The organism is Bradyrhizobium sp. USDA 4538 (assembly GCF_024171045.1).
Classification (GTDB): Bacteria; Pseudomonadota; Alphaproteobacteria; order Rhizobiales; family Xanthobacteraceae; genus Bradyrhizobium; species Bradyrhizobium australafricanum.
The window spans coordinates 5,647,066-5,660,037 of the sequence record NZ_JALJZE010000001.1; the positions used below are offsets into that span (position 1 = coordinate 5,647,066).

Sequence of the window (12,972 nt, forward strand, 5' to 3'; positions counted from 1 at the left end):
TGGATTGCCTGACGATGTCAAGCCGCTGCGCCCATAGTTGCCGCGGCAACGGCCGCAAAATTGCGGCTAATTGGCCTTCTGCAGCGCGGCGGTCTGCTTGGCGAGCTGCTTGTCGAAATCCTGCTCCAGCCCGGCCACATAGGTGGCATTTTCGCCCGGCTTGACGAACGGGTTCGGCGCGCCGTCCTTCATCTGCGCCCGCTTGGCCTGCATGGCGTAGACCTCCGGATGCGGCCCGAGCAGCACGTCGACCTTCATCGCCTTGACCTTGGTGAAGGTCGAGCGGTAGTCGTCGACGATGCCGGGATAGGTCGGACGGCCGACCAGCCGGTTCAGCGCCACCGTTCCGCTGCAGAAGAACAGCACGTTGCGCGCCTGGCTGCCGTCCTTGACCGTGATCTCCCAGCTGGTGCAGCCGGGCGAATGGCCGGGGGTGGTGTGCGCGGTCAGCGTGACATCGCCGAGCGTCACCTTGTCGCCTTCCTTGACGGTGCGGTCGACCTTCACCGGCGTAAAAGCAAGATCGGCGTTGTTCTCGTCGCCCGGATAATAGCCGGCCTCGAGCAGGGGCTTGTCGCGCTCGCCGGCGATCAGTTGCGCACCGGTCTCCTTCTTGATCTCGGCAAAGCCGCCGGTGTGGTCGAGATGGGCGTGAGTGTTGAGGATGATCTTGATGTCGCCCTCCTTGAAGCCGAGCTTGGCGATGTTGTCCTTGATCATGCCGGTCGACTGCTGCATCGCCGTGTCCATCAGGATCAGCCCTTGCGACGTCTTGATGATGTAGACCGCGATCCCGTCAGTGCCCACATAGTAGATATTGTCGATGAGCTGGAACGGCTCGAACGGCGCGGTCCATTTCTTCATGACAACAGCCATGAAGTCCTTGAGCGTCTGTGCCTGCGCACCGGTTGCGATCAGCGTGAGCGCGCACAGCGCGGCTGCGATCGTCCTCATGGTTGCCTCCCTCTTTGTTGTTGTTCGTGCACGGGCGGCACTATGCGTGCTGGCGACGCCGGCCGCAAGCTGCGGACGGCAAGCCGCAGGGCAGGCGGCCGCCCGTCCGGCGCATTCCTGTTCTGCGTTCAGCTCGCGTATTGCGCGATGCCGTGGCCGAACGACCAGTTCTCCTTGGCGACCTCGACGAGGTTGATGACAACATCGTCCGGCCGTCCCTGCAGCTGGCTCTGATAGTCGTCCACGATCCGCTTGTAGAACGCCTTCTTCATCTCGACGGTGCGCCCGGCATTCATGGTGATCTGGATGAAGATGAGGTCGTCGCTGTAGGTGTTGCCGAGATAGTTGTCGGCGTAGTTCAGGTCGCTACGGTCGTGCTCGGTGATGACCTGAAACTTGTCATTCTCGGGCACGTTGATCACCTCGCGCATCGCCTTGTAGACGATCTCGCCAAGGGTCTTGCGATATTCCGCGGGCTTGCCGCGCTTCAGGTCGATACGAACGAATGGCATGGTGGTCTCCTGTGTGATGCGGGGCTCGGCCCCGCGTGATCGGGACGTGCGACGGTGCAAACGGGCATCGTCCGCTTGCGCCGGCGGCGTCGGTGCGTTCAGCGGGCCGCCTTGAAGGCCTCCCAGCGCGCATCGCGCTCTCTCTGATATTTGGGCGTTCGCTCCGCAACCATGTCCGCCCAATACAGCGGCTTGCCGCAGGACTGGCAGACCGGACCGAGCCCGGCCGGCTTGCCGCAGACGAGGTGCGTATAGTTCATCGAAAGACCGTCCCTGGGTGACTTGCACCAGGTCTCGCCCCAGGCGCGCAGGGCAAACATGACGGGGAAGAACGCCGCGCCCTTCTCCGTCAGATGATATTCGTGGCGCAGCGGCCGCTTATTGTAGACGCGCCGCGTCACCAATCCGTCCGCCTCCAGCTTCTTCAGCCGCGCGGTGAGCATCTGCGGGGTCGCGCCGGTATGGGCCTGAATCTCCTCGAAGCGATGGTTGCGCGCGAACAGCTCGCGCAGCACCAGCACGGTCCAGCGGTCGCCCACCGCGGTCTCCGCGCGCGCCACCGGACATAGCGTTTGGTCAGCAGGGTTGCCCTTTGGCCTTGCGATCACGTTTTCTTCATCCGGCATTGTTGCTATGATTTTCATAGCAATATGGGATATCGTCAAGGTGGGTGCAACGGGCTTTTCCGCCCGGTCCCTCACATTTCAAGGAGCGCGCCATGAGTACCGAAAGCAAGAAACCGGGTATCGACATGAAGCTCGAGGTCGTGGTGATCCCCGTGTCCGATGTCGACCGCGCCAAGCGCTTCTATGAAAATCTCGGCTGGCGGCTCGACGCCGATTTCGTCAGGGCGGACGGGTCCCGGGCGCTGCAGCTGACACCGCCGGGCTCGCCGACCTCGATCCATCTCGACAAGGGATCCGCGCTGCCGCGCTTCCTGATCGTGAACGACATCGAGGCGGCGCGTGCCGAGCTGATCGCGCGCGGCGCTGACGTCAGCAAGGTGTTCCATCGCGGGGCCGAGGGCCGCATCAAGGGACCCGATCCGGAGCGGCCGAGCTACGGTTCGCTGGCGACCTTCAACGATCCCGACGGCAATGTCTGGCTGCTCCAGCAGGTGACGCAGCGTCTGCCCGGACGCGTCGACGGAAACAGCACGACGTTCACCTCATCGGCCGATCTCGCCGCCGCGCTGCGGCGCGCATCGGCCGCCCATGGCGAGCACGAGAAGCGAACCGGCGGGCACGATGCGAACTGGCCGGACTGGTACGCCGATTACATCGTGCGCGAACAGGCCGGGAGCCCGCTGCCGGAGTGAAGGATCAAACAGGAGTATCCGTCATGGCGGCGCAATCGATCGCGCAGTTTCGCGAACGGACCGCCGCGCTCGGCGCCAAGGTTGCCGGACGTGGTGTATGCCGGCCGGGTAGGTGGCGTTACGCCTTGAGGCAGGCGCCGCGCTCGGACAAAACCTTCTCGGCCTTCGGCGTCAACTCGTAGAGGTCGCCGTCCTTGGCGACGTATCCCTCCCTGATCAGCCGGTCGACCTCGCCTTGTACGTCGTCGGCGAAGGCAATGGATTGGGCGATGTCGCAGAGAACCGCGACCTGTTCGTCTCTAAGCATGGCGTCCTCCGTCAGGGCGGGGAACGCGCAAGCCGGGTTTCGGTTCCAAGGGGCCGGATGATACACCCGGCTTTCACGCGGTGAGCTGTGGCGCCGGGTGTTGCATCTTACCCATGCCGCGCATCGAACACCGGCGCGTAGCCACCGCCGTCTCGGCGAACATAGGCACAGCGCGGGCCGCGGAAGTGGGCGGGTATGACGAGGCGGCCGCTGTCCGCGGCCTCTGCCAGGATCTTCGCGCGCGTCTCGCGCGCGAGTTGCGGGTCGGCACAGGATGATGTCGACAGATCGGGCTGGAAGATCTGCACCGGATTGTGCACGGCATCGCCGCAAAAGATCGCGCGATGTTGTGCGTAGTCTACCATCAGCCCCATCTGGCCGCTGGTGTGGCCCGGCAGCGGGAACAGCCGCAGGCCCGGTCCCAACTGATGGCCATCGTCGACCAGATCGACACGGCCTGCCTCGACGATCGGGATGACGCTCTGCTCCAGGGCGCGGGCGTGGATCGGCGGAGCACGCCCGGCATCATGCTGCGTCATCCAGTCGGCAAGCTCGCGGCGGCCGAACAGATACCGCGCGTTGGGAAAGGTCGGCTGCCAGCGGCCGTTGTCCTGGTGGGTATTCCAGCCGACGTGATCGACATGCAGATGGGTGCAGAATACGACGTCGATGCCGGCCGGGTCGACGCCGCACGCGCGCAACCGGTCGAGGAAGCCGCTGCCGCGGCGCCGATGCCAGGCCGGAATGTCGGGGATGTCCTTGTGCTCGCCGATGCAAGCGTCGATCAGCAGCGTTCGGCCGCCGGTTCGCACCACAAAACTCTGGATCGCGTGTTTCGCGACGCCCCGGGCGAGGTCGATGAACACCGGCTCCAGCGTGGCACGATGCGCTTCGATCAAGCCGCGATCGTATCCGGGCAGGAATTCGGCGAGCGGAAGGCCGAAATCGTCGTCGTCGACGATGACGTCGACGGTCGCGTCGCCGATCGCAAATCGCATGACCGCTCCTTCCCGGAGAACCGTGCATCCCAACGCGCGGTCACTATGCAGGGTGGCGCCGTCGATCGCAAGTTGGTGAACGGCTATCAGACCATGCCGCGCAGCAGGCCGAGCAGGCGGCCGCACTCATCGTCGGTGCCGACCGTGATGCGCAAAAAGTCCTCGATCCGCGGCTTCTGGAAATGCCGCACCAGCACGCCGCGCTCGCGCAACCTCGCGGCGAGATCGGCGCCGCGATGGCTGGGATGGCGGGCGAACACGAAATTCGCCTGCGACGGCAGCACCTCGAACCCCAGCTCAATGAGGCTGCGGACCAGCGCCTCTCTGCTCCTGATGATGTGTTGCCGCATCTCCTCGAACCACGCCTCGTCCTCGATGGCGGCGACCGCGCCGGCGATCGCGAAGCAGTCCAGCGGATAGGAGTTGAAGCTGTCCTTGACGCGCTCCAGTGCCTCGATCAGCGGGCGTTGGCCGATGGCGAAGCCGACGCGCAAGCCGGCCAGCGCGCGCGATTTGGAGAGCGTCTGGATGACGAGCAGATTGTCGCGGCGCGCGACCAGCGGCACGGCGCTCTCGGCGCCGAAGTCGACATAGGCCTCGTCGACCACCACGAGCCGGTCGGGATGCTCGGCGAGCAGCGACTCGATCGCGGCGCGCGGCAGCGCGGTGCCGGTCGGTGCGTTGGGGTTGCACAGCAGGATTGCGCTGCCGGGCCGCCGGTAGTCGGCAAGCTGCACGCGCATCGCGGCGTCGAGCGGCACTTGCTCGCAGCTGACGCCATAGAGGCGGCAATAGACCGGGTAGAAGCTGTAGGTGATGTCGGGAAACAGCAGCGGCGCATCGTGCTTCAGCAGCGCCGGGAACGCGTGGGCCAGTACCTCGTCCGAGCCGTTGCCGACGAACACCTCGTCCGCCGTGACGCCGTAGCGCCGCGCGATCGCCTCACGCAGCGCGGTTGCGCGCGGGTCCGGGTAGAGCCGCAGGCGATCCGTCGTCGCCGTGATCGCCGCCACCGCGCGCGGCGACGGCGGGTAGGGATTTTCGTTGGTATTGAGCTTGATAAGGCCGTCGATCTTCGGCTGCTCGCCGGGCACGTATGGCGACAGATTGTGGACGACCGAACTCCAGAAGCGACTCATGATCTGCGATCCAGGGATGAACGCGATCACAATAAGGAATACGAGGCGCTGATGAAAGCGCCTCTTTATTCCCTCGCATCATGACGCGCGTCGTGCTCGCGCGTTACCAGGTCGCCGTGCCCTTCATGGTCGGCTGGCCCTCGGCATTCGCGGTCCACAGCTCCATGCCGCCGTCCTTGTCGCTGGCATTGATCGAGAACTCGCTGCCCTCGAACAGCGGCTGCACGCCGCGATAGGCGAGCTTCTTCGGCGGCTTGCCGCCGCGCAGCTTGGCGGCGAACTCGACGATGAAGGAAGCCTGCAGCGGGCCGTGGAAGATCAGGCCCGGATAGCCCTCGACCTTGGTGACGTAGTCGCGGTCGTAATGAATGCGATGGCCGTTGAAAGTCAGCGCCGAGTAGCGGAACAAGAGCACCGGGTCGGAGACGTGGCTTTCGCGATGCTGCGCGACCGGGGGAGGCGGCGGCGCCTTGGCGGGCGCTGCGCCTTGCGTGCTCGTCATCTCGCGATAGACGATGTCCTGCCGCTCGCGCACCGCAAGCCCGCGCGAGGTCGTCACCTCGTGATTGACCGAGACGAAGCACAGCGTGCCGGTCGAGCCCGATTTGACCGTGACGTCGACGATCTTCGAGGTGCGTTTGGCCTCATCTCCGATGCGCAAGCTGTCGAAGAATTCGAGCTCGCCGCCGGCCCACATCCGGCGCGGCAGCGGCACCGGCGGCAGGAAGCCGCCGCGGGTCGGGTGGCCGTCGGGGCCGAGCTGCGACATCGGAAACACCGGCTGCGCCAGGCACCAATGCGTGGTCCACGGCGCGGCGTCACCGGCCTTCGGCTCGCCGATCTCCTGGAACAGCGTCGCGCGCAGCCCCATCACGAGATATTTGGTGACGACGTCGGAGGCCTCCGTGGTCTTGCCAATCCACTGGCGGAGATGATCGAGGTCGAGTTTGTCGCTCATGATTGTGTTGCCCGGGCAGGAGGGATTTCAGGAACGTCTGGTGCGCTCGCCGATCGCGGGCACCTTGCCGTAGTGCCTGTCCTCGCCGACCACGATCGCGGCCGGCGCCGGATAGCTGACCTTGCCGTTCGGCGTGTCGACCTCGACGCGGCGCAGATGCGGATGTTTCGCGAGGTCGTCCATGCTGTTGACCTCGGCAAAGGCAATGTCGGCCTCGGCAAGCTTCGCCAGCAACTCCTCGCGCGTCAGCTTGCCGAAGCTGTCGCTGACGATCTGGTCGGTAACGGCGCGGTTGCGCACGCGCTCGACCATATTGGCAAAGCGCGGATCGTCAGGCAGGCCGGGCTGGCCCAGCACCTTGGCGCAGAGCGTCTTCCACTCGCGCTCGCTCTGGATCGAGATCAGGATCTCCTTGCCGTCCTTCGAGCGGAACACGCCATAGGGCGCGATCGAGGGATGGGCGAGGCCGATCCGCTTCGGCGACTTGCCGTCCTCGGCATTGAGCAGCGGCACGGTGAGCCAGTCGGCCATCACGTCGAACATCGAGATCCGGATGTCGGCACCGTCTCCGGTGCGACCGCGGCCGATCAGCGCCTCGAGGATCGCGGCATGCGCGGTGGCGCCGGTTGCGACATCGACGATCGACATGCCGACGCGCGAGGCGCCTTCCGGGCCGCCGGTGATCGAGGCAAGGCCGCTTTCGGCCTGGATCAACAGGTCATAGGCCTTGCGGTCGGCATAGGGACCGGTGTCGCCATAGCCCGTGATCGTGCACATGATCAGCTTCGGGTAATCCTTGCGCAGCCGCTCGCGCGCGAAGCCGAGCTTGTCCATCGAGCCGGGCTTGAGGTTCTGCAGCAGCACGTCGGCGCCGGCGATCAGCGTCTCGAGCTGCGCGCGGCCTTCCTTGGTGGCGAGGTCGACCACGGCGGAATCCTTGCCGCGGTTGAGCCAGACGAAATAGCTGCTCTGGCCCTTCGCCGCGGCGTCGTAGCCGCGGGCGAAGTCGCCCTCGGGCCGCTCGATCTTGATGACATGGGCGCCGGCGTCGGCGAGGCGTGACGAGCAGAACGGCGCGGCAACCGCCTGTTCGACGGCGATGACGGTCAATCCCTCAAGCGGCAGCATGATCAAGCAACTCAGTAGGAGCGGGGCATGCCGAGCACATGCTCGGCGACGTAGGACAGGATCAGGTTGGTCGAGATCGGCGCCACCTGATAGAGCCGGGTCTCGCGGAACTTGCGCTCGACATCGTATTCCTCGGCGAAGCCGAATCCGCCATGGGTCTGCACGCAGGCGTTGGCCGCTTCCCAGGACGCGTCGGCCGCCAGCATCTTGGCCATGTTGGCCTCGGCGCCGCAATCGAGACCGGCTTCATATTTGCGGGTGGCTTCCTTCACCATCAATTCGGCCGCGCGCATCGAAGCGTAGGCCTTTGCGACCGGGAACTGGATGCCTTGATTCTGCCCGATCGGCCGGCCGAACACGCTGCGCTCCTTGGCGTAGTTGGTCGCCTTGGCGATGAACCACTTCGCGTCGCCGACGCATTCGGCCGCGATCAGGATGCGCTCGGCGTTCATGCCGGACAGGATGTAGCGGAAACCCTTGCCTACCTCGCCGATCAGATTCTCCGCCGGCACCTTCATGTCGGTGAAGAACACTTCGGTCGTGGCGTGGTTCATCATGGTGCGGATCGGGCGGATCTCCAGCCCCTTGCCCTTCACCTCGCGCATATCGACGATGAACACCGAGAGACCGTCGGTGCGCTTCTTCGACTGCTCCTTCGGCGTGGTGCGCGCCAGCAGGACCATCAGGTCGGAATATTCGGCGCGGCTGGTCCAGATCTTCTGGCCGTTGACGACGTAATGGTCGCCCTCGCGGCGCGCGAAGGTCTTTAGCGACGACGTATCGGTGCCGCTGGTCGGCTCGGTGACGCCGAACGCCTGCAGCCGCAACTCGCCGGTCGCGACCTTCGGCAGATACTTCGCCTTCTGCGCGTCGTTGCCGTGCCGCAGCACGGTGCCCATCGTGTACATCTGGGCGTGGCAACCGCCGCCATTGCAGCCGGCGCGTTGGATCTCTTCCAGGATCGCCGCCGCCGCCGACAGCTTCAGGCCGGCGCCGCCATATTCCTCGGGGATCAGCACCGAGAGATAGCCGGCCTCCGTCAGCGCATCGACGAATTCCTTCGGATAGGCCATCTGGCGATCGAGCTTGCGCCAGTATTCGCCTGGAAACTGCGCGCAGAGCTTTGCCACGGCGTCGCGGATGTCGGAATGGTCGTCGGTGTGTTGTTCGTGTGCGGTCATTGTTTCGTCTTGCCGAGAGGTTGCGCCAGAGCGTGTTCGAGCGAAGCGGAAATCGGTTCGCGTGAAGAAAACGCCCGCTGTTGTGGGGCCCCGGTAAACTCCCTATGCTGTTTTGTTATAGCGTATGAACCTGCCTTCCAGGATTGGCAAGTATGGATTTCCGCCAGCTTAGGACCTTTGCGTGCGTCGCGGAACTCGGGAGCCTGAGCAAGGCATCCGATACCTTGCGGGTCGCGCAGCCGGCGCTGAGCCGGCAGATCAAGCTGCTGGAACACGAGCTGCGCACCGAATTGTTCACGCGCAACGGCCGCGGCATGGTGCTGACCGATGCCGGCCGGCTGCTGCTGGCGCGCACCAGCGGTATCGTGCGGCAGATCGACCAGATCCGCGACGACATCCAGTCCGCCGGCGGCGCACCATCCGGGCGCGTCGTGCTCGGGCTCGTGCCGACGGTGAGCTGCGTGCTGTCGGCGCGGCTGGCGCGGCGCACGGTGGAGCGCTATCCCGGCATCTCGCTCTGCATCGTCGAGAGCTACAGCGGCCATCTGATCGAGTGGCTGCATCGCGGCGAGATGGACCTTGCCGTGATCTACGGCCCGTCGGTCGATCTGCATCTGGCGGTGCAGAGCCTCGGCCGCGACAGCATCGTCGCGGTCGGCCCGCGCGGCAGCGGGCTGAAGCCGAAGAAGCAGGTCGACTTCGGCTGGCTGATGCGCCAGCGCCTGGTGCTGCCAAGTCATTCGCACGGCCTCCGTGCGCTGCTCGAACATGCCGCGGCCAAAAAGAAGATCGATCTCGACGTCAAGCTCGAGGCGGATTCGTTTCGCGTGCTGACCAGCCTGGTCGAGGAGGGGCTCGGATATACCTTGCTGCCGCCGTCCTCGGTGCGCGCCGAGGTGGCGGAGGGCCGGCTCGAGACCGCCGCCATCGCGCGGCCGGCGCCGCGGCGCGAGCTGACGCTGGCCTCGCCGGTCGAGCATCCCGGCTCCAACGCGATGACGCTGATCGCGAAGCTGTTGCGCGACGAGGTCGCCGCGCTGCGCGCCGAGGGGCTCTGGGATATCCAGCTCGCCTGAGCGCGGCTTCGCATCAGCTCACCTTGAAGCCGAGATGGCCGCGGAAGCGGTTCTTCAGGTAGGTGCCGTCGCGCGGCGGCAGCGCGCGCTCGACTTCGCCGGCCGCGATCCGGATCCGCGCCAGCCGCGGGCCGCCGCCGAGATCGCGCAGGCTGGTGCGGAATTTCTCGATGCCGGCCATGTCGGCGATCTCGGAGACGTTGCCGATGCCCGCGCCATCAGCGATCACTTCGAGCCTGGCGCCGAGGCCGGAGTGACTCGGCTGCATGCCGGTCTCGCCGAAATGGCCGTTGTCGAGCACCGCGATCGAGAGATTGCCGGGCTGCTTGGTCGCGATCGTCAGCAGGCTGCCGATCCCCATCAGCTGCTCGCCGTCGCCGGTGATCACGAGCACCGGGCGCTTCGGTTGCGCCAGCGCGAGGCCGAGCCCGACCATCGCGGCGCCGCCCATCGCGCCCCACAGATAGAAATTGCCGGGATGCTCGCCGGCGTCGAACGCGTCGTAGGAGGAGGAGCCGAGCCCGGAGATCACGAGCAGATCGCCGCGGTCGGCGAGCAGCGCCTTCACGGCGGCGCGGCGATCGAGAGTGCCTGTTGATGCCGACATCAGTGCGTCTCCCTGGTCCACTTCTTGCGGCCGATCATCCGCTGCGAGATCAGCACCGCGACCTGCTGGTCGCCGTCATAGGCGAGCGAGGCGGCGGCCGAGATCACCTCCTCGGCATCGTCGGGGTTCTCCAGCCGCAGCACCGTAGTGCCCATGATCTCGAACGCCTGCGGCGTCGCCCGGCCCATCGGGATCTGCCAGGGATTGAATTCGGCCCATTCGCCGCGCATCGTCACCAAGGTCAGCAGCGGGAAACGGCAGCTCGCCATCAGCGACAGCATGTTGACGCAATTGCCGACGCCGCTCGATTGCATCAACAGCACCGCGCGATCGCCGCCGAGCCAGGCGCCGGCCGAAAGCGCCACGCCCTCTTCCTCTGTCGTCAGCACCGTGGTCTTGATGTCGGCATCGGCGTGCGACAGCTTGATCAGCTTGGAATGTCCCGCATCGGGAACGTAGGACACCTGTGCCACGCCAAAGCTCTTCAGCGTGCGGTAGATCGCAACCGGCCAGTCCCGGCTGGTCGCGCTGTCCTGGTGAACGGCAATCTGGTCCATCATGGCCTCGGCGGTAGCGTTTTCGAACGAACCGGGTACCGGTTCGCGAAGAAAAACGCGTCAATACAAGGGACGCGCATTGGCGCGTCCTCACACCGCTGGCTTTAAGCCAGGTCAGGGGTTTATTCTCTTCGCATCTGGCTCGCCCAGCTATGCCGGAATTTTATAGGGCCAGGGTTTTGCAGGGCCGACGCAAGCGAAATGGCGGCTGGAGCCGGCTGCGTCCTTTGGTCGGGTCGAATGACAGCCCCATTACGGCCTAAAACGACGCTCTATGCTAGAAAATGCCGGTTGGCGGCAGCGCCGGCTTCATTTTCAAGGCTTCATTTCGCATATCGATATATCCGTCGCATTTTCAGGGATCAGGGCATGATTGTCCGAGATCGGTTTCGCGGCCTCTTCCCAAAGTATTTTCTCGCACTGTTCCTGGCCGTCGCGCTTCCGCTCGTGATCAACGGGTCGATCGAAGCCTGGTTCGGTTACCGCGATCAGCGCGCAAGGCTGGACCAGTTGCTCGGTGTTCAGGCGACTTCCGCGGCCGCTGAAATTCATAACTTCATCTCCGACATTGCAAGCCAGCTTGGCTGGCTGGTCCAGCTTCCCTGGACCGACGAGGCCGACGAGGGGCGCCGAACCGATGCGTTGCGTCTGTTTCGTCAAGCGCCGGCCGTCGTCAGCCTGACACTGATCGACAACAATGGGTTGGAGCGTCTCTACGTCTCACGGGTCGGCCTCAATCGAATTGAAAGTCGTATCGACCGATCGGCTGAACCTGCGCTGGTCGGCGCCCACGCGCGCCAGGTTTGGTTCAGCGATGTCAGCTACAACAGAGGCTCAGAGCCGTATTTGACCATTGCGCTCGTGGGTAACCGATCCGCGGTCGGCGCAGTCATCGCCGAAGTCAATCTCAAGCTGATCTGGGATGTCGTATCGGCGATCAAGGTGGGAGAGACGGGCCTCGCCTTCGTGCTGGACCGGCCGGGCCGCCTCATTGCCCATCCCGACATCAGCCTCGTCCTCCGCGGGCTGGAAGAAACAACCTCTCAGCCGTTTCGCACCATACGCGACGCGATCGGCCCGGGAGCGGGCTTTGCAACGGGCCGCGACGGACAGGGACGTCCGGTTGCCGCCCGCGCGGCTCCTGTGGCGGGTCCCGATTGGACCGTCGTGGTGGCGCAGCCGCTCTCCGAGGCTTACGCCCCGATCTATGCCGCGTTGCGACGGACCACAGTGCTTCTCGCAGGCAGCACCGTATTTGCAGGGCTGCTCGCTTATGCATTCGCGCACCGGATGACCGAGCCGATCAGGCTGCTCGAGGAGGGGACGGAGCGGATCGGCGCCGGATCGTTCGAGCACCGCATTTCGATCCAGACCGGGGATGAATTTCAGCGCCTGGCAAGCAGCTTCAACAGGATGGCCGGCGAGCTCGCGCTGGCGCAGCAGCACCAGGAGCGGATCGCGAAGCTCAAGCGGTTTCTCGCGCCTCAAGTCGCCGATCTCGTCGATCGTGCCGGCGATGACAGCGTGCTGGATGGCCGCCGCACCGATGTCGTCGTTGTGTTCTGTGACTTGCGCGGGTTCACCGCGTTTTCCGCGGGCGTCGCTCCCGAGGAGGTCATGAGCGTGCTGTCCGAATATTATGAGGTTCTGGGCAGGGTCATTGCGCGGTTCGAAGCAACGCTCATCAGCTTCTCGGGAGACGGGCTGATGGTGCTGGTGAACGCACCCGTGCCGGTCGAGGAGCCGGCGCTGAGAGCCGTCGACCTTGCGACCGAAATGCAGAAGCGCGTGCAGGGCTTGATCGGCGGCTGGCGGTCGCGGGGCTACCAGGTTGGCTTTGGAATAGGGCTTGCCAGTGGATCGGCGACGGTTGGGCGGATCGGCTACGAAGACCGGCTCGATTACACGGCCATCGGCAGTGTCGTGAATCTCGCCGCCCGCCTGTGCGCATCTGCCGCAGATCGGGAAATCCTGATGGACGCAGGGACCGCCGCGAGCGTCAGAGGCAAGCGCTCCCTCGAGGATATCGGGAGTCGGCAAATCAAGGGCTTCGATGACGCCATTCCGGTGTTCGGAATATCTTTTTGATGTGCGTTGGCCGATGCCGACCGGAGCGGTTCGGTGCAGTCCATTGGCGACTGGCTTCGGATCGTGGGATATACTTCCGCCGACGGCGAACGCCAGCGGGTCGATAGAGCATGAGTTGCGCTCACTCTCGTGCAGCAACATCCCACGGA

General features: G+C 65.0%; 14 protein-coding genes. 3 read left to right on the plus strand and 11 right to left on the minus strand.

The window, feature by feature from the left end; all coding sequences use genetic code 11:
• Positions 1–66 precede the first annotated feature (66 nt).
• The 3 genes from blaBJP to J2R78_RS25535 form a co-directional block, all read right to left on the minus strand.
• On the minus strand, positions 67–954 hold the full coding sequence (blaBJP, locus tag J2R78_RS25525) for a BJP family subclass B3 metallo-beta-lactamase (RefSeq protein ID WP_253607277.1): 888 nt from the start codon (positions 952–954) through the stop codon (positions 67–69).
• A gap of 128 nt (positions 955–1,082) precedes the next feature.
• The gene (locus J2R78_RS25530; protein WP_225160548.1) at positions 1,083–1,466 is read right to left on the minus strand and encodes a tautomerase family protein; all 384 of its coding nucleotides are present in this window, start codon (positions 1,464–1,466) and stop codon (positions 1,083–1,085) included.
• Positions 1,467–1,564: 98 nt separating this feature from the next.
• Complete coding sequence (locus tag J2R78_RS25535) at positions 1,565–2,092, minus strand: helix-turn-helix domain-containing protein (RefSeq protein WP_253636020.1); 528 nt, start codon at positions 2,090–2,092, stop codon at positions 1,565–1,567.
• A 92-nt stretch (positions 2,093–2,184) separates the two neighbouring features.
• On the opposite strand from J2R78_RS25535, the gene J2R78_RS25540 reads away from it, so the two are divergent.
• Entirely contained in the window at positions 2,185–2,784 is a 600-nt protein-coding gene (locus J2R78_RS25540) for a VOC family protein (RefSeq protein ID WP_253607279.1), read from the plus strand.
• A gap of 118 nt (positions 2,785–2,902) precedes the next feature.
• Here the strand turns inward: J2R78_RS25540 and J2R78_RS25545 are convergent, their stop codons facing one another.
• The 6 genes from J2R78_RS25545 to J2R78_RS25570 all read right to left on the minus strand — a co-directional run bounded on the left by J2R78_RS25545 (position 2,903) and on the right by J2R78_RS25570 (position 8,495).
• Positions 2,903–3,091, minus strand: coding sequence for a hypothetical protein (locus J2R78_RS25545; RefSeq protein ID WP_038386258.1), 189 nt, complete (start codon positions 3,089–3,091; stop codon positions 2,903–2,905).
• A gap of 107 nt (positions 3,092–3,198) precedes the next feature.
• A complete protein-coding gene (locus J2R78_RS25550; protein WP_253607280.1) occupies positions 3,199–4,089 on the minus strand; it encodes an MBL fold metallo-hydrolase in 891 nt (296 codons plus the stop codon).
• An 86-nt stretch (positions 4,090–4,175) separates the two neighbouring features.
• Complete coding sequence (hisC, locus tag J2R78_RS25555) at positions 4,176–5,228, minus strand: histidinol-phosphate transaminase (RefSeq protein WP_253607281.1); 1,053 nt, start codon at positions 5,226–5,228, stop codon at positions 4,176–4,178.
• Between the two features lie 103 nt (positions 5,229–5,331).
• Entirely contained in the window at positions 5,332–6,186 is an 855-nt protein-coding gene (locus J2R78_RS25560) for a MaoC family dehydratase N-terminal domain-containing protein (protein WP_157347131.1), read from the minus strand.
• A 27-nt stretch (positions 6,187–6,213) separates the two neighbouring features.
• Positions 6,214–7,314: a CaiB/BaiF CoA-transferase family protein gene (locus J2R78_RS25565; RefSeq protein ID WP_253607282.1), complete on the minus strand. Its 1,101-nt coding sequence runs from the start codon at positions 7,312–7,314 to the stop codon at positions 6,214–6,216.
• Positions 7,315–7,325: 11 nt separating this feature from the next.
• Positions 7,326–8,495, minus strand: a complete 1,170-nt coding sequence (locus J2R78_RS25570; RefSeq protein ID WP_253607283.1) for an acyl-CoA dehydrogenase family protein — start codon at positions 8,493–8,495, stop codon at positions 7,326–7,328.
• Between the two features lie 152 nt (positions 8,496–8,647).
• Between J2R78_RS25570 and J2R78_RS25575 the strand changes: the two genes are divergently transcribed.
• Positions 8,648–9,571: a LysR substrate-binding domain-containing protein gene (locus J2R78_RS25575; RefSeq protein ID WP_028334965.1), complete on the plus strand. Its 924-nt coding sequence runs from the start codon at positions 8,648–8,650 to the stop codon at positions 9,569–9,571.
• A 13-nt stretch (positions 9,572–9,584) separates the two neighbouring features.
• Here J2R78_RS25575 and J2R78_RS25580 read toward each other — a convergent pair whose 3' ends face one another.
• Both J2R78_RS25580 and J2R78_RS25585 read right to left on the minus strand, forming a co-directional pair.
• Positions 9,585–10,178: a thiamine pyrophosphate-dependent enzyme gene (locus J2R78_RS25580; protein WP_253607284.1), complete on the minus strand. Its 594-nt coding sequence runs from the start codon at positions 10,176–10,178 to the stop codon at positions 9,585–9,587.
• Positions 10,178–10,738, minus strand: coding sequence for a thiamine pyrophosphate-binding protein (locus tag J2R78_RS25585; protein ID WP_156436427.1), 561 nt, complete (start codon positions 10,736–10,738; stop codon positions 10,178–10,180). Before J2R78_RS25585 ends, J2R78_RS25580 begins: the two co-directional genes overlap by 1 nt.
• Before the next feature lie 366 nt (positions 10,739–11,104).
• On the opposite strand from J2R78_RS25585, the gene J2R78_RS25590 reads away from it, so the two are divergent.
• The gene (locus J2R78_RS25590) at positions 11,105–12,823 is read left to right on the plus strand and encodes an adenylate/guanylate cyclase domain-containing protein (protein ID WP_253609913.1); all 1,719 of its coding nucleotides are present in this window, start codon (positions 11,105–11,107) and stop codon (positions 12,821–12,823) included.
• The last annotated feature ends 149 nt before the right edge of the window (positions 12,824–12,972 follow it).

Coding starts and splice junctions, on each gene's coding strand:
- J2R78_RS25585 (WP_156436427.1), bottom strand. CDS start 10,738: ATGATGGACCAGATTGCCGTTCACCAGGACAGCGCGACCAGCCGGGAC.
- J2R78_RS25560 (WP_157347131.1), bottom strand. CDS start 6,186: ATGAGCGACAAACTCGACCTCGATCATCTCCGCCAGTGGATTGGCAAG.
- J2R78_RS25535 (WP_253636020.1), bottom strand. CDS start 2,092: ATGCCGGATGAAGAAAACGTGATCGCAAGGCCAAAGGGCAACCCTGCT.
- J2R78_RS25580 (WP_253607284.1), bottom strand. CDS start 10,178: ATGTCGGCATCAACAGGCACTCTCGATCGCCGCGCCGCCGTGAAGGCG.
- J2R78_RS25575 (WP_028334965.1), top strand. CDS start 8,648: ATGGATTTCCGCCAGCTTAGGACCTTTGCGTGCGTCGCGGAACTCGGG.
- J2R78_RS25590 (WP_253609913.1), top strand. CDS start 11,105: ATGATTGTCCGAGATCGGTTTCGCGGCCTCTTCCCAAAGTATTTTCTC.
- blaBJP (WP_253607277.1), bottom strand. CDS start 954: ATGAGGACGATCGCAGCCGCGCTGTGCGCGCTCACGCTGATCGCAACC.
- J2R78_RS25530 (WP_225160548.1), bottom strand. CDS start 1,466: ATGCCATTCGTTCGTATCGACCTGAAGCGCGGCAAGCCCGCGGAATAT.
- J2R78_RS25570 (WP_253607283.1), bottom strand. CDS start 8,495: ATGACCGCACACGAACAACACACCGACGACCATTCCGACATCCGCGAC.
- J2R78_RS25550 (WP_253607280.1), bottom strand. CDS start 4,089: ATGCGATTTGCGATCGGCGACGCGACCGTCGACGTCATCGTCGACGAC.
- hisC (WP_253607281.1), bottom strand. CDS start 5,228: ATGAGTCGCTTCTGGAGTTCGGTCGTCCACAATCTGTCGCCATACGTG.
- J2R78_RS25545 (WP_038386258.1), bottom strand. CDS start 3,091: ATGCTTAGAGACGAACAGGTCGCGGTTCTCTGCGACATCGCCCAATCC.
- J2R78_RS25540 (WP_253607279.1), top strand. CDS start 2,185: ATGAGTACCGAAAGCAAGAAACCGGGTATCGACATGAAGCTCGAGGTC.
- J2R78_RS25565 (WP_253607282.1), bottom strand. CDS start 7,314: ATGCTGCCGCTTGAGGGATTGACCGTCATCGCCGTCGAACAGGCGGTT.